Below are 18,929 nucleotides of genomic sequence, written 5' to 3' on the forward strand. Positions count from 1 at the left end.
ATTTTGCGAGGGCTTTATGGCTCGTACTACTCCGATTAGCCGCTACCGTAACATCGGTATCGTCGCTCACGTGGATGCTGGTAAAACCACCACCACCGAGCGCGTACTGTTTTACACCGGCAAAAGTCACAAAATGGGCGAGGTGCATGATGGCGCCGCGACCACAGACTGGATGGTTCAGGAGCAGGAGCGTGGTATTACCATTACTTCTGCTGCCATTACCGCCTTCTGGAAAGGTTCCGAGAAGCAGTACTCTCACGAGCACCGTTTCAACGTAATCGATACCCCGGGCCACGTTGACTTCACCATTGAAGTTGAACGTTCCCTGCGCGTACTCGACGGCGCTGTCGTTGTGTTCTGCGGTACTTCGGGTGTTGAGCCGCAGTCGGAAACCGTATGGCGTCAAGCCAACAAATACGGCGTTCCACGTCTTGTTTACGTAAACAAGATGGACCGTGCCGGCGCCAACTTCCTGCGCGTGATCGGTCAGATCAAGCAGCGTCTGGGTCACACTCCGGTGCCGATCCAGTTGGCCATCGGTTCCGAAGACAACTTCCAGGGTCAGATCGATCTGATCAACATGCAAGCTGTCTACTGGAACGACTCCGACAAAGGTATGGTCCCTGTTCGCAAGGACATTCCTGCCGAGCTCCAAGAGCTGGCTGAAGAGTGGCGCAACAATATGGTTGAAGCTGCTGCCGAAGCCAACGAAGAGCTGATGAACAAGTACCTGGAAGGCGAAGAGCTGTCGATCGAAGAGATCAAGGCTGCTTTGCGTCAGCGTACTATCGCCGGCGAAATCGTTCTGGCCGTTTGCGGTTCTTCGTTCAAGAACAAGGGCGTTCCCCTGGTTCTCGACGCCGTTATCGACTACCTGCCTGCTCCGACCGACATTCCTGCTATCAAGGGTTCCAACCCTGATAACGAGGAAGAAGAGATGGAGCGTCATGCAGACGACAATGAGCCTTTCGCGGCTCTGGCGTTCAAGATCGCTACCGACCCATTCGTGGGTACTCTGACCTTCGTCCGCGTTTACTCGGGCGTGTTGAACTCCGGCGACGGCGTGATCAACTCGGTCAAAGGCAAGAAAGAGCGCGTGGGTCGTATGGTGCAAATGCACGCAAACGCCCGTGAAGAGATCAAGGAAGTACGCGCTGGTGACATCGCGGCCCTGATCGGCATGAAGGACGTCACCACCGGTGAAACCCTCTGCAACGCTGACAAGCCAATCATCCTGGTTCGCATGGACTTCCCGGAGCCGGTTATTTCGGTTGCCGTAGAGCCTAAGACCAAGGATGACCAGGAAAAAATGGGTATCGCTCTGGGCAAGCTCGCTCAGGAAGACCCGTCTTTCCGCGTTAAAACTGATGAAGAGACTGGTCAGACGATCATCTCCGGCATGGGCGAGCTGCACCTGGACATCCTGGTTGACCGGATGCGCCGTGAGTTCAACGTCGAAGCCAACATCGGCAAGCCTCAGGTTTCGTATCGTGAGCGCATCACGAAGAACTGTGAAATCGAAGGCAAGTTCGTTCGTCAGTCCGGTGGTCGCGGCCAGTTCGGTCACTGCTGGATCCGTTTTGCTCCTGCTGACGAAGGTCAGGAAGGTCTGCAATTCGTGAACGAAGTTGTAGGTGGTGTGGTTCCTAAGGAATACATCCCGGCTATCCAGAAGGGTATCGAAGAGCAGATGAAGAACGGCGTTGTTGCCGGCTATCCGCTGATCGGCCTGAAGGCTACCGTGTTCGATGGTTCTTACCACGACGTCGACTCCAACGAGATGGCGTTCAAGGTGGCTGCTTCCATGGCGACCAAGCAACTGGCCCAGAAGGGTGGTGGTGAGTTGCTCGAGCCGATCATGGCGGTAGAGGTTGTTACGCCTGAAGACTATATGGGTGATGTGATGGGCGACCTTAACCGTCGTCGCGGCATGATCCAGGGTATGGAAGACACAGTGTCCGGCAAGGTTATCCGTGCCGAGGTTCCACTGGGTGAGATGTTCGGTTATGCGACCGACGTTCGTTCCATGTCCCAGGGTCGCGCAAGCTACTCTATGGAATTCAAAAAATACGATACGGCTCCGTCGCACATCGTCGAATCCGTAACCAAAAAACAAGGCTGATTCAGCCCCTTTAGGCTAGGAGTTAATTGTCGTGGCTAAAGAAAAATTTGATCGTTCCCTACCGCACGTCAACGTTGGCACCATTGGTCACGTTGACCACGGTAAAACCACTCTGACTGCTGCTCTGACTCGCGTCTGCTCCGAAGTTTTCGGTTCGGCCGTCGTTGAATTCGACAAGATCGACAGCGCACCAGAAGAAAAAGCTCGCGGTATCACCATCAACACCGCTCACGTTGAGTACAACTCGACTATTCGTCACTACGCTCACGTTGACTGCCCAGGTCACGCTGACTACGTGAAGAACATGATCACCGGTGCTGCTCAGATGGACGGCGCGATCCTGGTTTGCTCGGCCGCTGATGGTCCGATGCCGCAAACCCGTGAGCACATCCTGCTGTCCCGTCAGGTAGGCGTTCCGTACATCGTGGTTTTCCTGAACAAGGCTGACCTGGTAGACGACGCTGAGCTGCTGGAACTGGTTGAGATGGAAGTTCGTGACCTGCTGTCGACCTACGACTTCCCGGGCGACGACACTCCGATCATCATCGGTTCGGCTCGTATGGCGCTGGAAGGCAAAGACGACAACGAAATGGGCACCACTGCCGTTCGTAAACTGGTTGAAACTCTGGATACCTACATCCCAGAACCAGTTCGTATGATCGACAAGCCATTCCTGATGCCAATCGAAGACGTGTTCTCGATCTCGGGTCGCGGTACTGTTGTGACTGGTCGTATCGAGCGCGGTATCGTTCGCGTTCAGGACGCGCTGGAAATCGTTGGTCTGCGTGACACCACCACCACCACCTGCACCGGTGTTGAGATGTTCCGTAAACTGCTCGACGAAGGTCGTGCTGGCGAGAACTGCGGCGTTCTGCTGCGTGGTACCAAGCGTGACGACGTTGAGCGTGGCCAGGTTCTGGTCAAGCCAGGTTCGGTCAAGCCGCACACCAAGTTCACCGCAGAAGTTTACGTTCTGAGCAAGGAAGAAGGCGGCCGTCACACTCCGTTCTTCAAAGGCTACCGTCCACAGTTCTACTTCCGTACTACTGACGTGACTGGTAACTGCGAGCTGCCAGAAGGCGTTGAAATGGTAATGCCAGGTGACAACATTCAGATGACTGTTACCCTGATCAAAACCATCGCGATGGAAGATGGTCTGCGTTTCGCTATCCGTGAAGGCGGTCGTACCGTCGGCGCTGGCGTCGTAGCCAAAATCATCGAGTAAGACTTTTAAAGTCAGCTTGATGGATTGAAAAAGCCCCCGCTCAGCGGGGGCTTTTTTATTGGGTTGACACCTATCGGGGGCGTCTATAGAATTGCGCCTCCTTTTAACGGGCGTATTGCGCCCGGTGGGAATAGCAGCCGGAGTCTGAAATCCAATGCAAAATCAGCAAATCCGTATCAGGTTGAAGGCTTTTGACCATCGCCTGATCGACCAATCAACCCAGGAAATCGTGGAAACCGCGAAACGTACTGGTGCTCAAGTGCGTGGTCCAATTCCACTGCCTACCCGTAAAGAGCGGTTCACCGTTCTGGTTTCCCCGCACGTCAACAAAGACGCGCGTGACCAGTACGAGATCCGCACTCATAAGCGTGTTCTGGACATCGTCCAGCCAACGGATAAAACCGTTGATGCGCTGATGAAGCTTGATCTTGCGGCCGGTGTGGAAGTGCAGATCAGCCTCGGCTAAGACTCGGTCTTGGTCGTGTAACGCTCTGAAATGGGCGGCCATAGCGGGTGAAAGCCCCGTACACTCATGAGGTTTACAACATGACTATTGGTGTAGTCGGTCGTAAATGCGGTATGACCCGTATTTTCACCGAAGAAGGTGTCTCCATTCCGGTCACGGTCATTGAGATCGAGCCGAATCGCGTCACCCAGTTCAAAACTGAAGAGACCGATGGCTATCGTGCAGTGCAAGTCACTGTCGGCGAGCGTCGCGCTTCGCGTGTAACAGCAGCTCAGGCTGGCCACTTCGCTAAAGCGAACGTTGCCGCTGGTCGCACCACCATGGAATTCCGCCTTGAAGAAGGCGAGTACCAGGCAGGCGATCTGATCAACGCTGAAATCTTCGCCGCTGGTCAACTGGTTGATGTAACCGGTCAGTCCAAGGGTAAAGGCTTCCAGGGTACGATCAAGCGTTGGAATTTCCGCGGGCAAGATAACACCCACGGTAACTCCGTATCCCACCGCGTCCCAGGCTCTATCGGCCAGTGCCAGACTCCTGGTCGTGTATTCAAGGGCAAAAAAATGTCCGGTCATATGGGCGCTGAGCGCGTGACCGTGCAGTCCCTGGAAGTAGTGCGCGTGGACGCTGAACGCAATCTGTTGTTGGTCAAGGGTGCTGTTCCTGGCGCTACTGGCGGCAACCTGGTTGTACGTCCAGCAGCCAAGGCTCGCGGTTAAGGGGAAGCTGACATGCAATTAAATGTAAATGACGCTCAAGCGATCGAAGTTTCCGAACTGACATTTGGCGGCGAATTCAACGAGACGCTGGTTCACCAAGCAGTCGTGGCCTACATGGCCGGCGGCCGTCAAGGTAGCAAGCAGCAGAAGACCCGTTCCGACGTTCGTGGTGGCGGCAAGCGCCCATGGCGTCAGAAAGGTACTGGCCGTGCTCGTGCCGGTACTATCCGTAGCCCAATCTGGCGTGGCGGCGGTACCACTTTCGCAGCTCGTCCACAGGATCACTCCCAGAAGCTGAACAAGAAGATGTATCGCGCAGCAATGCGTTCCATCCTTGCTGAGCTGGTGCGTACTGATCGTCTGGTCGTGGTTCAGGATTTCGCTGTTGAAACTCCGAAAACCAAAGATCTGCTGGGCAAACTGAACAACATGAGCCTGACCGACGTTCTGATCGTGTCGGACGCTGTTGATCAGAACCTGTACCTGGCTGCTCGCAACCTGCCGCACGTAGATGTACGTGATGTGCAAGGTTCCGATCCAGTTAGTCTGATCGCATACGACAAGGTGTTGATCACCGTGTCGGCCGTGAAGAAATTCGAGGAGCTGCTGGGATGAACCAGGAACGCGTATTTAAAGTTCTGCTTGGCCCGCACGTTTCCGAGAAGGCTACGGTTCTGGCAGACAAGAAAGGCCAGTTCGTTTTCAAGGTTGCTACCGATGCAACCAAGCTGGAAATCAAGAAGGCCGTCGAAAGCCTGTTCAGCGTGAAAGTAGAGCGCGTCACTACCCTGAACGTTCTGGGTAAGAGCAAGCGCACTGCTCGCGGTCTGGGCAAGCGTAATGACTGGAAGAAGGCAGTTATCTCCCTTCAGCCAGGCCAAGATCTCGATTTCAGCAGCAGTGCTGAGTAAGGAAGGGGTGCATCATGGCAATCGTTAAATGCAAACCGACTTCCCCTGGCCGCCGTTTTGTGGTCAAGGTGGTCAACCAGGAGCTGCATAAAGGCGCTCCTCACGCACCGCTGCTCGAGAAAAAATCGAAGTCTGGTGGTCGTAACAACAATGGCCGTATTACCACTCGTCACATCGGTGGTGGTCATAAGCAGCATTACCGTATGGTCGATTTCCGTCGCAACGACAAAGATGGCATCGTCGCCACTGTCGAGCGTATCGAATACGATCCAAACCGTACTGCTCACATCGCACTGCTCTGCTACGCAGACGGCGAGCGCCGCTACATCATCGCCCCTAAAGGCGTGAGTGCTGGCGACCAGCTGATCGCAGGCGCTCTGGCTCCAATCAAGCCAGGCAACGCTCTGCAGCTGCGCAACATTCCAGTCGGTTCTACCGTACACGGCATCGAATTGAAGCCAGGTAAAGGTGCACAGATCGCTCGTTCCGCTGGGGCTTCGGCTCAGCTGATCGCTCGTGAAGGTGTCTACGTGACCCTGCGTCTGCGTTCCGGTGAAATGCGTAAAGTCCTGGCTGAATGCCGTGCGACCCTGGGTGAAGTCTCGAACTCCGAGCACAGCCTGCGTTCGCTGGGTAAAGCTGGTGCCAAACGCTGGCGTGGCGTTCGCCCAACCGTTCGTGGTGTTGCCATGAACCCGGTTGACCACCCACATGGTGGTGGTGAAGGTCGTACCTCTGGTGGTCGTCATCCGGTATCGCCATGGGGCTTCCCGACTAAGGGCGCGAAGACTCGTGGTAATAAGCGTACCGACAAAATGATCGTCCGTCGTCGCAAGTAAATAGAGGGATACGACAGTGCCACGTTCTCTGAAAAAAGGTCCTTTTATTGATCTTCACCTACTGAAGAAGATCGAAGTGGCGGCGGAAAAGAACGATCGCAAACCAATTAAAACCTGGTCGCGTCGTTCGATGATCCTGCCACAAATGGTCGGTCTGACCATCGCAGTACACAACGGTCGTCAGCACGTCCCAGTTCTCGTTAACGAAGACATGGTCGGCCACAAACTGGGCGAGTTCGCCGGTACCCGCAACTATCGCGGGCACGTGGCTGACAAGAAAGCCAAGCGTTAAGGGGTAAGGAAATGGAAGTAGCCGCTAAGTTGTCGGGCGCTCGAATCTCCGCCCAGAAAGCCCGCTTGGTCGCCGACCAGATCCGCGGGAAGAAGGTGGGCGAAGCGCTCAACCTGTTGGCTTTCAGCAGTAAGAAAGCCGCCGAGATCATGAAGAAAGTGCTGGAGTCGGCCGTAGCCAACGCCGAGCATAACGAAGGCGCAGACGTTGATGACCTGAAGGTCAGCACCGTTTTCGTCAACGAAGGGCGTTCGCTGAAGCGCATCATGCCACGTGCCAAAGGCCGTGCTGATCGCATCGTCAAGCGGTCTTGCCATATCACTGTCAAGGTTGCTGACAAGTAACGGAGTCGAAGAGATGGGTCAGAAAGTACATCCCATTGGCATTCGCCTGGGAATCGTCAAGGAGCACACCTCCGTCTGGTACGCAGACGGTCGGACTTATGCGGACTACTTGTTCGCAGATCTGAAAGTGCGTGAGTATCTCCAAGACAAACTAAAAAGCGCGTCCGTAAGCCGTATCGATATCCATCGTCCGGCCCAAACTGCACGCATCACCATCCACACCGCTCGTCCAGGTATCGTTATCGGGAAGAAAGGTGAAGATGTTGAGAAACTGCGTCAGGACCTGACCAAGCAAATGGGTGTGCCTGTGCACATCAATATCGAAGAGATCCGCAAGCCGGAGCTCGACGGTATGCTGGTTGCGCAGAGCGTAGCTCAGCAGCTGGAGCGTCGTGTAATGTTCCGTCGCGCTATGAAGCGCGCTGTACAGAACGCCATGCGCATTGGTGCCAAAGGCATCAAAATCCAAGTGAGCGGTCGTCTCGGCGGTGCTGAAATCGCACGTACTGAATGGTATCGCGAAGGTCGTGTGCCACTGCACACCCTGCGTGCCGACATCGACTATGCCAACTACGAAGCTCACACCACTTACGGTGTGATCGGTGTAAAGGTTTGGATCTTCAAAGGCGAAGTTATTGGTGGTCGCCAAGAAGAACTGAAACCACAAGCACCAGCGCCTCGTAAAAAAGCTGCTAAGTAAGGGGTACGCCAAATGTTGCAACCAAAGCGTACGAAGTTCCGCAAGCAGATGACCGGCCACAACCGTGGTCTGGCACTGCGCGGTAGCAAAGTCAGCTTCGGCGAGTTCGCGCTGAAGTCTGTTGCTCGTGGTCGTCTCACCGCTCGTCAGATCGAGTCAGCGCGTCGTGCTCTGACCCGTCACGTAAAACGTGGCGGCAAGATCTGGATCCGTGTATTCCCGGACAAGCCGATCTCCAAGAAACCTCTCGAGGTTCGTATGGGTAAAGGTAAGGGTAACGTGGAGTACTGGGTTGCCCAGATTCAGCCAGGCAAAGTCCTGTATGAAATCGAGGGTGTTTCTGAAGAGCTGGCGCGTGAGGCTTTCGCCCTGGCTGCTGCAAAGCTGCCGCTCGCCACCTCCTTTGTTAAACGGACGGTGATGTGATGAAAGCGAATGAACTTCGTGAAAAATCCGCACAGCAGCTGAACGAGCAACTGCTCGGCTTGCTGCGCGACCAGTTCAATCTGCGCATGCAGAAAGCAACTGGCCAGTTGGGGCAGTCTCATCTGCTCTCGCAAGTTAAGCGTGACATCGCTCGCGTGAAGACTGTGCTCAACCAGCAGGCAGGTAAGTGATCATGGCTGAAGCCGAAAAAACTGTCCGTACGCTGACTGGCCGTGTTGTCAGCGACAAGATGGACAAAACCATCACCGTTCTGATCGAGCGTCGCGTAAAGCACCCGATCTACGGTAAATACGTTAAGCGTTCGACTAAGCTGCACGCGCACGACGAAACCAATCAGTGCCACATCGGCGACAAAGTCACTATTCGTGAAACTCGTCCGATGGCCAAGACCAAGTCTTGGGCGCTGGTTGATGTTCTCGAACGCGCTGTGGAAGTCTAAGGGCTAGGGGTCGGAGAAATTATATGATTCAGACTCAATCCATGCTCGATGTGGCCGATAACAGCGGCGCTCGCCGTGTTATGTGCATCAAGGTGCTGGGTGGCTCCCATCGTCGTTACGCTGGTATCGGTGACATCATCAAAGTTACCGTGAAGGAAGCAATTCCTCGCGGTAAGGTGAAAAAAGGCCAAGTGATGACTGCTGTTGTAGTCCGCACTCGTCACGGCGTACGTCGTGCTGATGGCTCCATTATCCGCTTTGATGGCAACGCTGCTGTTCTTCTGAACAACAAGCAAGAGCCGATCGGCACCCGTATCTTTGGGCCAGTGACCCGTGAACTTCGTACTGAGAAGTTCATGAAGATCGTCTCGCTCGCCCCAGAAGTGCTGTAAGGAGATCCGACATGCAAAAGATTCGTCGTGACGACGAGATCATCGTGATCGCCGGCAAAGACAAAGGTAAGCGCGGTAAGGTGCTGAAGGTTCTTGCTGACAACCGTCTGGTTGTTGGTGGTCTGAACCTGGTCAAGCGTCATACCAAGCCTAACCCGATGTCGGGCGTACAGGGCGGTATCGTCGAGAAAGAAGCGCCACTGCACGCTTCCAACGTCGCCATCTTCAACGGCGAAACCAACAAGGCTGACCGCGTTGGTTTCAAAGTAGAAGACGGTAAGAAAATTCGTGTCTTCAAGTCGACCCAAAAAGCGGTTGATGCTTGAACACTGCTAGGTAGAAGACCATGGCACGACTAAAAGAGATTTACCGGAAGGAAATCGCTCCGAAACTTAAGGAAGAACTTAAGCTTTCGAACGTGATGGAAGTTCCGCGCGTTACCAAAATCACCCTGAACATGGGTCTGGGCGAAGCGATCGGCGACAAAAAAGTCATCGAGCACGCTGTTGCTGACCTGGAAAAGATCACCGGCCAGAAAGTCGTTGTGACCTACGCTCGTAAATCCATCGCTGGCTTCAAAGTCCGCGAAGGATGGCCGATCGGCGTCAAAGTGACCCTGCGCCGTGAGCGTATGTACGAGTTCCTGGATCGTCTGCTGTCGATCTCCCTGCCTCGGGTTCGCGACTTCCGCGGCCTGAATGCCAAGTCCTTCGATGGTCGTGGCAACTACAGCATGGGCGTGAAAGAGCAGATCATCTTCCCGGAAATCGACTACGACAAGATCGATGCTCTCCGCGGTCTGGACATTACCCTGACCACCACTGCCAAGAACGATGATGAAGGCCGCGCTCTGCTGCGTGCTTTCAAATTCCCGTTCCGCAACTGATTGGAGTAGGAAAATGGCCAAGAAGAGCATGAAGAACCGTGAGCTGAAGCGTCAGCTCACCGTTGCCAAGTACGCCACCAAGCGTGCAGCGCTGAAAGCTATCATCGTCGATCTGAACGCAAGTCCAGAAGCGCGTTGGGAAGCTACCGTAGCACTGCAGAAGCAACCACGTGACGCAAGCGCTTCGCGCATGCGTAACCGTTGCCGCCTGACTGGTCGTCCGCACGGCGTGTACCGCAAGTTCGGCCTCGGCCGTAACATGCTGCGTCAAGCTGCAATGCGTGGTGACGTGCCAGGTCTGGTTAAAGCCAGCTGGTAATAGTTGTCAAAGTCTCGATGTTCGGGTTCGCAAGAACCTGACCATCGGTGGCCTTGAATCTGAATCAAGCCCCTTTTGGGGCTTGATTCATTTCTGAGGTGTGTCTAGAATGACCGGCTCGCCTGAGCCCGTGTTTTTCTGCCCGGAAGTTCTCGGCGACAAGTAGTAGCCGCAAGGCTAATTTTTTTGTATTAGGAGCGTCTAGCCCATGAGTATGCAGGACCCGTTAGCGGACATGCTAACTCGAATCCGTAATGCCCAGATGGCTGAAAAGTCTGTCGTAAGCATGCCGTCTTCCACGTTGAAGGCAGCTGTAGCAAAAGTCCTGAAGGACGAAGGTTACATCGCGGATTTTCAGATCACCACCGACGCCAAGCCGTCGCTGTCCATCTCGCTGAAGTACTTCGAAGGCCGTCCGGTTATCGAAGAAGTGAAGCGCGTTAGTCGTCCAGGCCTGCGTCAGTACAAGTCCGTTGAAGATCTGCCGAAAGTTCGTGGCGGTCTTGGCGTGTCTATCGTCTCCACCAACAAAGGTGTGATGACGGATCGTGCTGCGCGCGCTGCCGGTGTCGGCGGCGAAGTTCTTTGCACTGTGTTCTAAGGGGGGATAAGCATGTCTCGCGTCGCTAAGAACCCCGTTAAGCTGCCAGCCGGTGTCGAAGTCAAATTCGCAGGCCAACAGCTTTCGGTGAAGGGTGCCAAGGGCACTCTTGAACTGAACATCCATTCGTCCGTTGAGATCGTTGAAGAAGCTGGTGAGCTGCGTTTCGCTGCTCGCAATGGCGATCAACAAACTCGCGCAATGGCCGGTACCACGCGTGCGTTGGTAAACAACATGGTCCAGGGCGTAAGCCAAGGCTTCGAGCGCAAGCTCCAGCTGGTCGGTGTTGGTTACAAAGCGCAAGCAAAAGGTCAGGTTCTGAACCTGGCTCTTGGCTTCTCGCACCCAGTGGATTACGAACTGCCGCAAGGCATCACCGCTGAGACTCCTAGCCAGACCGATATCCTGATCAAGGGCATCGACAAGCAGCTGGTAGGTCAAGTGGCCGCCGAGATCCGCGACTTCCGTCCACCAGAGCCGTACAAAGGCAAAGGTGTGCGCTACGCGGACGAAGTCGTCCGTCGTAAAGAAGCCAAGAAGAAGTAGGGCATAGCAAATGACCGACAAAAAAGTTACTCGACTGCGTCGCGCTCGCAAAGCACGCCTGAAAATGCACGAACTCGAAGTCGTGCGTCTCTGCGTGTTCCGCTCGTCGCAGCACATCTACGCCCAGGTCATCTCGGCCGACGGCAACAAGGTCCTGGCAAGTGCCTCGACTTTGGATAAAGAACTGCGTGATGGTGCCACTGGCAACATCGACGCGGCCACAAAGGTTGGCCAGCTGGTCGCTACGCGTGCTAAGGCCGCTGGCGTATCGCAAGTGGCTTTCGACCGCTCTGGCTTCAAGTACCACGGCCGCGTTAAAGCGCTGGCTGATGCTGCTCGTGAAGCTGGGCTGGAGTTCTAAGTTATGTCAAATAACGACCAAAAGCGCGACGAAGGCTACATCGAGAAGCTGGTTCAAGTTAACCGCGTAGCCAAAACCGTTAAAGGCGGCCGTATCTTCACTTTCACCGCGTTGACCGTGGTTGGTGATGGTAAAGGGCGTGTTGGCTTCGGCCGTGGCAAGTCACGTGAAGTGCCTGCTGCGATCCAGAAGGCAATGGAAGCTGCTCGCCGCAACATGATTCAAGTTGACCTGAACGGCACCACCCTGCAGTACGCAATGAAGTCCGCTCACGGCGCTTCGAAGGTGTACATGCAGCCTGCTTCTGAAGGTACCGGTATCATCGCTGGCGGCGCTATGCGTGCTGTCCTCGAAGTTGCTGGCGTTCAGAACGTTCTGGCCAAGTGCTACGGCTCGACTAACCCGGTAAACGTGGTTCACGCCACTTTCAAGGGTCTGAAGGCTATGCAGTCTCCTGAGTCCATCGCTGCCAAGCGTGGCCTGCGTGTTGAGGAGATCAAGTAATCATGGCTACCGTTAAAGTTACGCTGATCAAAAGCATGACCGGCCGCATCCCTAACCACAAACTGTGCGTTAAGGGTCTGGGTCTGCGTCGCATCGGTCACACTGTAGAAGTCCAGGATACTCCCGAGAATCGCGGGATGATCAACAAGGCTTACTACATGCTGCGTGTCGAGGGTTAATCGATGAAACTCAATGATCTGAGTCCAGCGCCGGGTTCCCGTCGCGAAAAGCATCGTCCGGGCCGTGGTATCGGTAGTGGTTTGGGCAAGACTGGTGGCCGTGGTCACAAAGGTCAGACCTCCCGCTCCGGTGGCACCATCGCTCCAGGCTTTGAAGGCGGTCAACAGCCGCTGCATCGTCGCCTGCCTAAGTTCGGTTTCGTTTCCCTGAAAGCCATGGATCGCGCAGAAGTGCGTTTGTCCGAGCTGGCCAAAGTGGAAGGCGACGTCGTTACTGTGCAGTCCCTGAAAGATGCCAACGTGATCAACGTCAACGTACAGCGTGTGAAAATCATGCTGTCCGGTGAAGTGACTCGCGCTGTCACTATCGGCAAGGGAATCGGCGCCACCAAAGGTGCGCGTGCGGCTATCGAAGCAGCTGGCGGCAAGTTCGAGGAATAAATGGCTAAGCAAGGTGCTCTCTCTGCGCTCGGCAAAGGCGGTATGTCTGAACTCTGGGCTCGTCTGCGTTTTCTGTTCCTGGCGATTATCGTCTACCGAATAGGCGCACACATCCCGGTTCCAGGTATCAACCCGGACCGACTCGCAGACCTGTTTCGACAGAATGAGGGGACCATTCTTAGCTTGTTCAACATGTTCTCCGGCGGCGCGCTGGAACGGATGAGCATCTTTGCACTGGGGATCATGCCGTACATTTCGGCATCGATCATCATGCAACTGATGACCGCCGTCAGCCCGCAACTGGAGCAGTTGAAGAAGGAAGGTGAAGCTGGCCGTCGCAAGATTAGCCAGTACACCCGCTACCTCACCGTCGCTCTCGCTCTGGTCCAGGCTATTGGCATGTCCATTGGTCTGGCCGGGCAGGGCGTCGCGTTCACTGGTGACTTTGGCTTCCATTTCGTCGCGGTAACCACATTTGTGGCTGGTGCGATGTTCATGATGTGGCTGGGTGAGCAGATTACTGAGCGTGGTGTTGGCAACGGTATCTCGATGTTGATTTTTTCGGGTATCGTCGCCGGTCTTCCGAGAGCAATCGGGCAGTCTTTCGAGTCTGCGCGTCAGGGTGATATCAACATCTTCGCCCTGGTTGCCATCGGTTTGCTGGCAGTAGCGATTATCGGTTTCGTGGTGTTCATTGAGCGTGGCCAGCGTCGTATCGCTGTTCACTACGCCAAGCGTCAGCAGGGCCGCAAGGTTTTTGCTGCGCAGACAAGCCACTTGCCGCTGAAGGTGAACATGGCCGGTGTTATTCCGGCTATTTTCGCGAGCAGCATCTTGCTGTTTCCGGCTTCGTTGGGTGCCTGGTTCGGTCAGTCTGAAGGTATGGGCTGGTTGCAGGACATCTCGCAGTCGATCGCTCCTGGTCAGCCGTTGAATATTCTGCTGTTTAGTGCAGGGATTATTTTCTTCTGCTTCTTCTATACGGCGTTGATGTTCAATCCGAAAGACGTAGCGGAAAACCTGAAGAAGTCCGGTGCCTTTATTCCGGGCATCCGTCCAGGTGAGCAGTCTGCGCGCTATATTGATGGCGTTCTGACCCGCTTGACCCTGTTCGGTGCTCTTTACATGACGGCCGTGTGCCTGTTGCCCCAATTCCTGGTGGTTGCAGCAAACGTTCCGTTCTACCTTGGCGGGACCTCGTTGCTGATCGTGGTCGTGGTTGTGATGGACTTCATGTCCCAAGTACAATCGCACCTCGTTTCGCACCAGTACGAATCCCTGATGAAGAAAGCCAACCTGAAGGGTTACGGCAGCGGCATGTTGCGCTGAGTACCCATAAGGTTCGAGGAGTTGGTGATGAAAGTTCGTGCATCGGTGAAAAAGCTGTGCCGTAACTGCAAGATTATTCGCCGCGAAGGTGTTGTTCGAGTAATTTGCAGCGCGGAACCGCGTCACAAACAGCGCCAAGGCTGAGTGTGATTGTGCTTCAAGCCCGGTAGCTAGTGCGCTACCGGGTTGATTATTTGTTATTACAGCGATATTATCTCGCGCCCTATTTCTTGGCTTCCGGGGCGTAGGTAGCTGTCAATTGGAGTCCCACTGAATGGCCCGTATTGCAGGCGTTAACATTCCAGATAACAAGCATACTGTTATCTCGCTGACCTACATCTATGGTGTTGGTCGCACTACTGCGCAGAAGATCTGTGCAGTGACTGGGGTAAACCCAGCAGCAAAGATCAAAGATCTGAGCGACGAGCAAATTGAACAGCTGCGTGGCGAAGTGGCGAAGTTCACCACTGAAGGTGACCTGCGTCGCGAAATCAACATGAAAATCAAGCGCTTGATGGACCTCGGTTGCTATCGCGGTCTGCGTCATCGTCGTGGTCTGCCAGTACGCGGTCAGCGTACCAAGACCAACGCGCGTACCCGTAAAGGTCCGCGTAAGCCGATCCGCAAGTAATCGCCCCAGCGAATCGACAGGAATTTAATCATGGCAAAACCTGCTGCTCGTCCTCGTAAAAAAGTTAAAAAGACAGTGGTTGATGGCATCGCCCACATCCATGCATCTTTTAACAACACCATCGTGACCATTACCGACCGTCAAGGTAACGCTCTTTCCTGGGCTACCTCCGGTGGTTCGGGTTTCCGCGGTTCCCGCAAGTCCACCCCGTTCGCTGCTCAAGTAGCTGCTGAGCGTGCTGGTCAAGCTGCGCTGGAATACGGCCTGAAAAACCTCGACGTCAACGTCAAGGGTCCAGGTCCAGGTCGTGAATCCGCAGTCCGCGCTTTGAACGGCTGTGGCTACAAGATCGCCAGCATCACCGACGTGACGCCAATCCCGCACAACGGGTGCCGTCCGCCGAAGAAGCGCCGCGTGTAATCCAGGAGATTGTAAAGAATGGCTCGTTACATTGGTCCAAAATGCAAACTCGCTCGTCGCGAAGGCACCGATCTCTTCCTGAAGAGCGGCGTGCGCGCGATCGAATCGAAGTGCAACATTGAAGCAGCACCTGGTATCCACGGCCAACGCCGCGGTCGCCAGTCCGACTACGGCACCCAACTGCGTGAAAAGCAGAAGGTCCGTCGTATCTACGGCGTTCTCGAGCGCCAGTTCAGCGGCTACTACAAAGAAGCTGCTGGCAAGAAAGGTGCAACCGGTGAAAACCTGCTGCAACTGCTCGAATGCCGTCTGGACAACGTTGTATACCGTATGGGCTTTGGTTCGACTCGTGCCGAATCCCGTCAACTGGTATCGCACAAGTCGATCAGCGTTAACGGTCAGACCGTAAACGTTCCGTCGTATCAGGTTCGTGCTGGTGACGTGGTTGCAGTTCGCGAGAAAGCAAAAAACCAACTTCGCATTGTCCAAGCTCTCGATCTGTGTGCCCAACGTGGCCGCGTAGAATGGGTAGAAGTAGACACTGAGAAGAAGTCGGGCGTTTTCAAGAACGTTCCTGCTCGCAGTGATCTGTCCGCCGACATCAACGAAAGCCTGATTGTCGAGCTCTACTCCAAGTAAGGGCTAGAAAATAGGTGCATCCATGCAGATTTCGGTAAATGAGTTCCTGACACCCCGCCACATTGATGTGCAGGTTGTCAGTCCAACCCGCGCCAAGATCACTCTCGAGCCTCTCGAGCGTGGTTTTGGCCACACCCTGGGCAACGCGCTGCGCCGCATCCTGTTGTCCTCAATGCCCGGCTGCGCAGTAGTCGAGGCCGAGATTGACGGTGTGCTCCACGAGTACAGCGCCATCGAAGGTGTACAGGAAGACGTAATTGAAATCCTGTTGAACCTTAAAGGTCTGGCCATCAAGCTGCACGGTCGTGACGAAGTTACGCTGACCTTGTCGAAGAAGGGTTCGGGGGTGGTTACCGCTGCCGATATTCAGCTGGATCATGATGTCGAGATCGTTAATCCCGATCACGTAATCGCTAACCTGGCGTCTAACGGCGCCCTGAACATGAAGCTCACCGTAGCTCGTGGTCGTGGTTATGAACCAGCCGACTCGCGTCAGAGCGATGAAGACGAAAGCCGCAGCATCGGTCGCTTGCAGCTCGACTCTTCGTTCAGCCCGGTTCGCCGTATCGCTTACGTGGTGGAAAACGCCCGTGTCGAGCAGCGTACCAACCTGGACAAGCTGGTTATTGATCTGGAAACCAACGGCACCCTGGATCCTGAAGAGGCTATCCGTCGCGCTGCAACCATCCTGCAACAGCAGCTGGCTGCGTTCGTCGACCTCAAAGGTGAAAGTGAGCCGCTGGTTGTCGAGCAGGAAGACGAGATCGATCCGATCCTGCTTCGCCCGGTTGACGATCTGGAACTGACTGTACGTTCGGCTAACTGCCTTAAGGCGGAAAACATCTACTACATCGGCGACCTGATTCAGCGTACCGAAGTAGAGCTGTTGAAGACTCCGAACCTTGGCAAGAAATCCTTGACTGAAATCAAGGACGTTCTGGCCTCCCGCGGTCTGTCCCTCGGCATGCGCCTCGACAACTGGCCGCCTGCAAGTCTTAAGAAGGACGACAAGGCGACTGCCTGATCGTCGTAATCACCGAACGTAGTGTTTGGTAAGGAATGAACCATGCGTCATCGTAAAAGTGGTCGTCACCTGAGCCGCACCAGCTCGCACCGCAAGGCCATGTTCCAAAACATGGCGGTGTCGCTGTTCGAGCACGAGCTGATCAAAACTACTCTGCCAAAAGCCAAAGAACTGCGCCGCGTAGCCGAGCCGCTGATCACTCTGGCCAAGACAGACAGCCTGGCTAACCGCCGTCTGGCTTTCGACCGTACTCGTTCGAAAGCTATCGTTGGTAAGCTCTTCAACGACCTGGGCAAGCGTTACGCTACCCGTGAGGGTGGCTACCTGCGCATCCTCAAGTGCGGTTTCCGCGCTGGCGACAACGCGCCTATGGCGTACGTCGAGTTGGTTGATCGTGCTACTGCTGGCGAAGCTGTATCCGCCGAGTAAGACGTCAGTCTGAAACAAAGAACCGGGCCTAGTGCCCGGTTTTTTGTGCCTGGAAGAAATGCGCCGTCCGTACAAGTTTCTGACATGGTTGAACTGCCACTATGTGCCGGGAAAACATAATTAGTAATTATCTATCGATGCCTGCAAGTTAATGAATTTGTAGCTGTAACGTCGATGATCAATACTTCCCGCCAAGCCCATTAGCCGGCAGTTCAAGACTGACAGAGGAAGAAGACCGCATGAGCCAGACCAAGACGCTTACAACCGCGAGTGGCGCGCCAGTTGCTGATAACCAGAATTCCCGCTCCGCTGGCCCACGCGGTCCGCTGCTGCTCGACGATTTCCATTTGATCGAAAAACTCGCACACTTCAACCGTGAAAACATTCCTGAACGCCGTGTCCACGCTAAAGGCTCGGGCGCTTACGGTACTTTCACCGTCACCCGTGACATCACTGAATACACAAGTGCAAAGTTGTTCGAATCGGTAGGCAAACAAACGCCAACCTTTCTGCGCTTTTCTACCGTAGGTGGCGAGCGTGGTTCGGCCGACACCGAGCGCGATCCGCGCGGTTTCGCCTTGAAGTTCTACACCGAGCAAGGCAACTGGGACATCGTCGGCAATAACACGCCAGTGTTCTTCATCCGCGATCCGCTGAAATTTCCTGACTTTATCCACACGCAAAAGCGTCTGCCGCAAAGCAACCTGAAAAGCGCGCAGATGATGTGGGATTTCTGGTCGCATTCGCCTGAAGCGCTGCACCAGGTCACCATTCTGTTTTCTGATCGTGGCATCCCTGACGGCTACCGCCACATGCACGGTTTCGGTAGTCATACCTACAGCCTGATCAACGCCAGAGGCCAGCGTCACTGGGTGAAGTGGCACTACAAGACTCAGCAAGGCATCAAGAATCTGGCGCCAGCCGAGGCCGCTCGTTTGGCCGGTACCGACCCGGACTACGCGCAGCGCGATCTGTTCGAGGCCATCGAGCGCGGTGAATTCCCGAAATGGCGCGTGTGCATTCAGATCATGACCGAAGCCCAGGCGGCGGCTCATTACGAGAATCCGTTCGACGTGACCAAGACCTGGTCGCAGAAAGAGTTCCCGCTGATCGAAGTTGGTGAGCTGGAGTTGAATCGCAACCCGTTGAACTACTTCGCTGAAGTTGAACAGGCTGCATTTGGCCCGAGCAACATGGTGCCAGGTGTCGGTCTGTCGCCAGACCGCATGCTGCAAGGCCGTGTATTCGCCTACGCTGACGCGCACCGCTACCGTGTGGGCACCAATCACCAGCAATTGCCGGTGAACGCTCCGCGCAGCCCGGTGAATACTTATCAGCGTGACGGCTCCATGGCTTTCGGCAGCAACGGCGGCGCGGCGCCGAACTATGAACCGAACAGCTACGTTGAATCGCCGAAACAAGCGCCACACTACGCTGAACCAGCGCTGGCCTTGAGCGGTGCCGCTGATCGTTATGATCACCGGGAAGACACCGACTACTACAGCCATGCCGGTGCCTTGTTCCGCTTGATGAGCGATGAGCAGAGGGCGTTGCTGGTCAGCAACATCGCTGGTGCCATGGCAGGTGTTTCCAGCGATGTCGTCGATCGCCAGCTGCAACATTTCTACAAAGCCGATCCGGCGTATGGAGAAGCAATCGCAAAGCTGCTTAACGTACAGCTTAACGAAGTCTAAACGAGAAGCAGAACCGCCCTCATTTGGGCGGTT

The 18,929-nt window shown here is 55.0% G+C and carries 31 protein-coding genes; all 31 read left to right on the forward strand.

Features of this window, described 5'->3' with window-relative positions; translation table 11 throughout:
• The first annotated feature begins 16 nt into the window (after positions 1-16).
• The gene (gene fusA, locus ACMYUN_RS17780) at positions 17-2,122 is read left to right on the forward strand and encodes an elongation factor G (RefSeq protein WP_016772942.1); all 2,106 of its coding nucleotides are present in this window, start codon (positions 17-19) and stop codon (positions 2,120-2,122) included.
• 31 nt (positions 2,123-2,153) lie between these two features.
• The gene (tuf, locus tag ACMYUN_RS17785) at positions 2,154-3,347 is read left to right on the forward strand and encodes an elongation factor Tu (RefSeq protein ID WP_024014521.1); all 1,194 of its coding nucleotides are present in this window, start codon (positions 2,154-2,156) and stop codon (positions 3,345-3,347) included.
• A 154-nt stretch (positions 3,348-3,501) separates the two neighbouring features.
• A complete protein-coding gene (rpsJ, locus tag ACMYUN_RS17790; RefSeq protein WP_003186070.1) occupies positions 3,502-3,813 on the forward strand; it encodes a 30S ribosomal protein S10 in 312 nt (103 codons plus the stop codon).
• A gap of 80 nt (positions 3,814-3,893) precedes the next feature.
• Positions 3,894-4,529: a 50S ribosomal protein L3 gene (gene rplC / locus ACMYUN_RS17795; protein WP_003228738.1), complete on the forward strand. Its 636-nt coding sequence runs from the start codon at positions 3,894-3,896 to the stop codon at positions 4,527-4,529.
• A gap of 12 nt (positions 4,530-4,541) precedes the next feature.
• Positions 4,542-5,144, forward strand: a complete 603-nt coding sequence (rplD, locus tag ACMYUN_RS17800; protein WP_003228735.1) for a 50S ribosomal protein L4 — start codon at positions 4,542-4,544, stop codon at positions 5,142-5,144.
• Positions 5,141-5,440, forward strand: a complete 300-nt coding sequence (rplW, locus tag ACMYUN_RS17805; RefSeq protein WP_002555488.1) for a 50S ribosomal protein L23 — start codon at positions 5,141-5,143, stop codon at positions 5,438-5,440. Before rplD ends, rplW begins: the two co-directional genes overlap by 4 nt.
• 14 nt (positions 5,441-5,454) lie before the next feature.
• A complete protein-coding gene (gene rplB, locus ACMYUN_RS17810; protein WP_016772943.1) occupies positions 5,455-6,279 on the forward strand; it encodes a 50S ribosomal protein L2 in 825 nt (274 codons plus the stop codon).
• 16 nt (positions 6,280-6,295) lie between these two features.
• Positions 6,296-6,571, forward strand: a complete 276-nt coding sequence (rpsS, locus tag ACMYUN_RS17815; RefSeq protein ID WP_011336172.1) for a 30S ribosomal protein S19 — start codon at positions 6,296-6,298, stop codon at positions 6,569-6,571.
• An 11-nt stretch (positions 6,572-6,582) separates the two neighbouring features.
• A complete protein-coding gene (gene rplV / locus ACMYUN_RS17820; protein ID WP_003103908.1) occupies positions 6,583-6,915 on the forward strand; it encodes a 50S ribosomal protein L22 in 333 nt (110 codons plus the stop codon).
• A 13-nt stretch (positions 6,916-6,928) separates the two neighbouring features.
• Positions 6,929-7,615 carry a 30S ribosomal protein S3 gene (rpsC, locus tag ACMYUN_RS17825; protein ID WP_003176422.1) on the forward strand — a complete coding sequence of 229 codons (687 nt, stop codon included), beginning with the start codon at positions 6,929-6,931 and terminating at the stop codon, positions 7,613-7,615.
• 12 nt (positions 7,616-7,627) lie between these two features.
• Positions 7,628-8,041: a 50S ribosomal protein L16 gene (gene rplP, locus ACMYUN_RS17830; protein ID WP_003228729.1), complete on the forward strand. Its 414-nt coding sequence runs from the start codon at positions 7,628-7,630 to the stop codon at positions 8,039-8,041.
• Complete coding sequence (rpmC, locus tag ACMYUN_RS17835; RefSeq protein WP_002555481.1) at positions 8,041-8,232, forward strand: 50S ribosomal protein L29; 192 nt, start codon at positions 8,041-8,043, stop codon at positions 8,230-8,232. The genes rplP and rpmC overlap by 1 nt, the downstream gene beginning before the upstream one ends.
• Positions 8,233-8,234: 2 nt before the next feature.
• Positions 8,235-8,501 carry a 30S ribosomal protein S17 gene (rpsQ, locus tag ACMYUN_RS17840; RefSeq protein ID WP_003194644.1) on the forward strand — a complete coding sequence of 89 codons (267 nt, stop codon included), beginning with the start codon at positions 8,235-8,237 and terminating at the stop codon, positions 8,499-8,501.
• A gap of 23 nt (positions 8,502-8,524) precedes the next feature.
• Positions 8,525-8,893, forward strand: coding sequence for a 50S ribosomal protein L14 (gene rplN / locus ACMYUN_RS17845; protein WP_002555479.1), 369 nt, complete (start codon positions 8,525-8,527; stop codon positions 8,891-8,893).
• A gap of 11 nt (positions 8,894-8,904) precedes the next feature.
• Entirely contained in the window at positions 8,905-9,219 is a 315-nt protein-coding gene (gene rplX, locus ACMYUN_RS17850) for a 50S ribosomal protein L24 (protein ID WP_003186046.1), read from the forward strand.
• 20 nt (positions 9,220-9,239) lie between these two features.
• Positions 9,240-9,779 carry a 50S ribosomal protein L5 gene (gene rplE, locus ACMYUN_RS17855; protein WP_003210069.1) on the forward strand — a complete coding sequence of 180 codons (540 nt, stop codon included), beginning with the start codon at positions 9,240-9,242 and terminating at the stop codon, positions 9,777-9,779.
• Positions 9,780-9,792: 13 nt separating this feature from the next.
• Positions 9,793-10,098, forward strand: a complete 306-nt coding sequence (gene rpsN, locus ACMYUN_RS17860) for a 30S ribosomal protein S14 (protein WP_003186042.1) — start codon at positions 9,793-9,795, stop codon at positions 10,096-10,098.
• 208 nt (positions 10,099-10,306) lie between these two features.
• A complete protein-coding gene (gene rpsH / locus ACMYUN_RS17865) occupies positions 10,307-10,699 on the forward strand; it encodes a 30S ribosomal protein S8 (RefSeq protein ID WP_016772944.1) in 393 nt (130 codons plus the stop codon).
• A 12-nt stretch (positions 10,700-10,711) separates the two neighbouring features.
• Complete coding sequence (rplF, locus tag ACMYUN_RS17870; protein WP_007966176.1) at positions 10,712-11,245, forward strand: 50S ribosomal protein L6; 534 nt, start codon at positions 10,712-10,714, stop codon at positions 11,243-11,245.
• Positions 11,246-11,255: 10 nt separating this feature from the next.
• Positions 11,256-11,606, forward strand: a complete 351-nt coding sequence (rplR, locus tag ACMYUN_RS17875; RefSeq protein ID WP_003186037.1) for a 50S ribosomal protein L18 — start codon at positions 11,256-11,258, stop codon at positions 11,604-11,606.
• A gap of 3 nt (positions 11,607-11,609) precedes the next feature.
• A complete protein-coding gene (gene rpsE / locus ACMYUN_RS17880) occupies positions 11,610-12,110 on the forward strand; it encodes a 30S ribosomal protein S5 (RefSeq protein WP_007955637.1) in 501 nt (166 codons plus the stop codon).
• A 2-nt stretch (positions 12,111-12,112) separates the two neighbouring features.
• Positions 12,113-12,289, forward strand: coding sequence for a 50S ribosomal protein L30 (gene rpmD / locus ACMYUN_RS17885; RefSeq protein WP_003176408.1), 177 nt, complete (start codon positions 12,113-12,115; stop codon positions 12,287-12,289).
• Between the two features lie 3 nt (positions 12,290-12,292).
• Positions 12,293-12,730: a 50S ribosomal protein L15 gene (gene rplO, locus ACMYUN_RS17890; protein ID WP_039761942.1), complete on the forward strand. Its 438-nt coding sequence runs from the start codon at positions 12,293-12,295 to the stop codon at positions 12,728-12,730.
• A complete protein-coding gene (secY, locus tag ACMYUN_RS17895; RefSeq protein ID WP_016772945.1) occupies positions 12,731-14,059 on the forward strand; it encodes a preprotein translocase subunit SecY in 1,329 nt (442 codons plus the stop codon).
• A gap of 27 nt (positions 14,060-14,086) precedes the next feature.
• Positions 14,087-14,203, forward strand: a complete 117-nt coding sequence (gene rpmJ, locus ACMYUN_RS17900; RefSeq protein ID WP_002555468.1) for a 50S ribosomal protein L36 — start codon at positions 14,087-14,089, stop codon at positions 14,201-14,203.
• A 130-nt stretch (positions 14,204-14,333) separates the two neighbouring features.
• Complete coding sequence (rpsM, locus tag ACMYUN_RS17905) at positions 14,334-14,690, forward strand: 30S ribosomal protein S13 (protein WP_003186020.1); 357 nt, start codon at positions 14,334-14,336, stop codon at positions 14,688-14,690.
• Positions 14,691-14,720: 30 nt separating this feature from the next.
• Positions 14,721-15,110, forward strand: coding sequence for a 30S ribosomal protein S11 (gene rpsK, locus ACMYUN_RS17910; protein WP_002555466.1), 390 nt, complete (start codon positions 14,721-14,723; stop codon positions 15,108-15,110).
• Between the two features lie 18 nt (positions 15,111-15,128).
• A complete protein-coding gene (gene rpsD, locus ACMYUN_RS17915; protein ID WP_003176404.1) occupies positions 15,129-15,749 on the forward strand; it encodes a 30S ribosomal protein S4 in 621 nt (206 codons plus the stop codon).
• A gap of 22 nt (positions 15,750-15,771) precedes the next feature.
• Complete coding sequence (locus tag ACMYUN_RS17920) at positions 15,772-16,773, forward strand: DNA-directed RNA polymerase subunit alpha (protein WP_016772946.1); 1,002 nt, start codon at positions 15,772-15,774, stop codon at positions 16,771-16,773.
• 42 nt (positions 16,774-16,815) lie between these two features.
• Positions 16,816-17,202, forward strand: a complete 387-nt coding sequence (gene rplQ, locus ACMYUN_RS17925) for a 50S ribosomal protein L17 (protein WP_003176402.1) — start codon at positions 16,816-16,818, stop codon at positions 17,200-17,202.
• 239 nt (positions 17,203-17,441) lie between these two features.
• Complete coding sequence (locus ACMYUN_RS17930; RefSeq protein WP_415761276.1) at positions 17,442-18,896, forward strand: catalase; 1,455 nt, start codon at positions 17,442-17,444, stop codon at positions 18,894-18,896.
• Positions 18,897-18,929 lie beyond the last annotated feature (33 nt).

It is taken from the genome of Pseudomonas sp. CP4, assembly GCF_047758505.1.
Taxonomy (GTDB): Bacteria; Pseudomonadota; Gammaproteobacteria; order Pseudomonadales; family Pseudomonadaceae; genus Aquipseudomonas; species Aquipseudomonas fluorescens_AO.

Excerpts from the sequence above, each read along its gene's own strand:
- rplE (WP_003210069.1), top strand. The coding sequence starts at position 9,240 with ATGGCACGACTAAAAGAGATTTACCGGAAGGAAATCGCTCCGAAACTT.
- rplF (WP_007966176.1), top strand. The coding sequence starts at position 10,712 with ATGTCTCGCGTCGCTAAGAACCCCGTTAAGCTGCCAGCCGGTGTCGAA.
- rplN (WP_002555479.1), top strand. The coding sequence starts at position 8,525 with ATGATTCAGACTCAATCCATGCTCGATGTGGCCGATAACAGCGGCGCT.
- rplW (WP_002555488.1), top strand. The coding sequence starts at position 5,141 with ATGAACCAGGAACGCGTATTTAAAGTTCTGCTTGGCCCGCACGTTTCC.
- rpsM (WP_003186020.1), top strand. The coding sequence starts at position 14,334 with ATGGCCCGTATTGCAGGCGTTAACATTCCAGATAACAAGCATACTGTT.
- fusA (WP_016772942.1), top strand. The coding sequence starts at position 17 with ATGGCTCGTACTACTCCGATTAGCCGCTACCGTAACATCGGTATCGTC.
- secY (WP_016772945.1), top strand. The coding sequence starts at position 12,731 with ATGGCTAAGCAAGGTGCTCTCTCTGCGCTCGGCAAAGGCGGTATGTCT.
- ACMYUN_RS17920 (WP_016772946.1), top strand. The coding sequence starts at position 15,772 with ATGCAGATTTCGGTAAATGAGTTCCTGACACCCCGCCACATTGATGTG.
- rplQ (WP_003176402.1), top strand. The coding sequence starts at position 16,816 with ATGCGTCATCGTAAAAGTGGTCGTCACCTGAGCCGCACCAGCTCGCAC.
- rplR (WP_003186037.1), top strand. The coding sequence starts at position 11,256 with ATGACCGACAAAAAAGTTACTCGACTGCGTCGCGCTCGCAAAGCACGC.
- rpsQ (WP_003194644.1), top strand. The coding sequence starts at position 8,235 with ATGGCTGAAGCCGAAAAAACTGTCCGTACGCTGACTGGCCGTGTTGTC.
- rpsN (WP_003186042.1), top strand. The coding sequence starts at position 9,793 with ATGGCCAAGAAGAGCATGAAGAACCGTGAGCTGAAGCGTCAGCTCACC.
- rplO (WP_039761942.1), top strand. The coding sequence starts at position 12,293 with ATGAAACTCAATGATCTGAGTCCAGCGCCGGGTTCCCGTCGCGAAAAG.
- rpsD (WP_003176404.1), top strand. The coding sequence starts at position 15,129 with ATGGCTCGTTACATTGGTCCAAAATGCAAACTCGCTCGTCGCGAAGGC.
- rplD (WP_003228735.1), top strand. The coding sequence starts at position 4,542 with ATGCAATTAAATGTAAATGACGCTCAAGCGATCGAAGTTTCCGAACTG.
- rplP (WP_003228729.1), top strand. The coding sequence starts at position 7,628 with ATGTTGCAACCAAAGCGTACGAAGTTCCGCAAGCAGATGACCGGCCAC.
- rplX (WP_003186046.1), top strand. The coding sequence starts at position 8,905 with ATGCAAAAGATTCGTCGTGACGACGAGATCATCGTGATCGCCGGCAAA.
- rpmJ (WP_002555468.1), top strand. The coding sequence starts at position 14,087 with ATGAAAGTTCGTGCATCGGTGAAAAAGCTGTGCCGTAACTGCAAGATT.
- rpsH (WP_016772944.1), top strand. The coding sequence starts at position 10,307 with ATGAGTATGCAGGACCCGTTAGCGGACATGCTAACTCGAATCCGTAAT.
- rplC (WP_003228738.1), top strand. The coding sequence starts at position 3,894 with ATGACTATTGGTGTAGTCGGTCGTAAATGCGGTATGACCCGTATTTTC.
- rpsC (WP_003176422.1), top strand. The coding sequence starts at position 6,929 with ATGGGTCAGAAAGTACATCCCATTGGCATTCGCCTGGGAATCGTCAAG.
- rpsE (WP_007955637.1), top strand. The coding sequence starts at position 11,610 with ATGTCAAATAACGACCAAAAGCGCGACGAAGGCTACATCGAGAAGCTG.
- rpsK (WP_002555466.1), top strand. The coding sequence starts at position 14,721 with ATGGCAAAACCTGCTGCTCGTCCTCGTAAAAAAGTTAAAAAGACAGTG.
- rpsJ (WP_003186070.1), top strand. The coding sequence starts at position 3,502 with ATGCAAAATCAGCAAATCCGTATCAGGTTGAAGGCTTTTGACCATCGC.
- rpmC (WP_002555481.1), top strand. The coding sequence starts at position 8,041 with ATGAAAGCGAATGAACTTCGTGAAAAATCCGCACAGCAGCTGAACGAG.
- ACMYUN_RS17930 (WP_415761276.1), top strand. The coding sequence starts at position 17,442 with ATGAGCCAGACCAAGACGCTTACAACCGCGAGTGGCGCGCCAGTTGCT.
- rplV (WP_003103908.1), top strand. The coding sequence starts at position 6,583 with ATGGAAGTAGCCGCTAAGTTGTCGGGCGCTCGAATCTCCGCCCAGAAA.
- rplB (WP_016772943.1), top strand. The coding sequence starts at position 5,455 with ATGGCAATCGTTAAATGCAAACCGACTTCCCCTGGCCGCCGTTTTGTG.
- rpmD (WP_003176408.1), top strand. The coding sequence starts at position 12,113 with ATGGCTACCGTTAAAGTTACGCTGATCAAAAGCATGACCGGCCGCATC.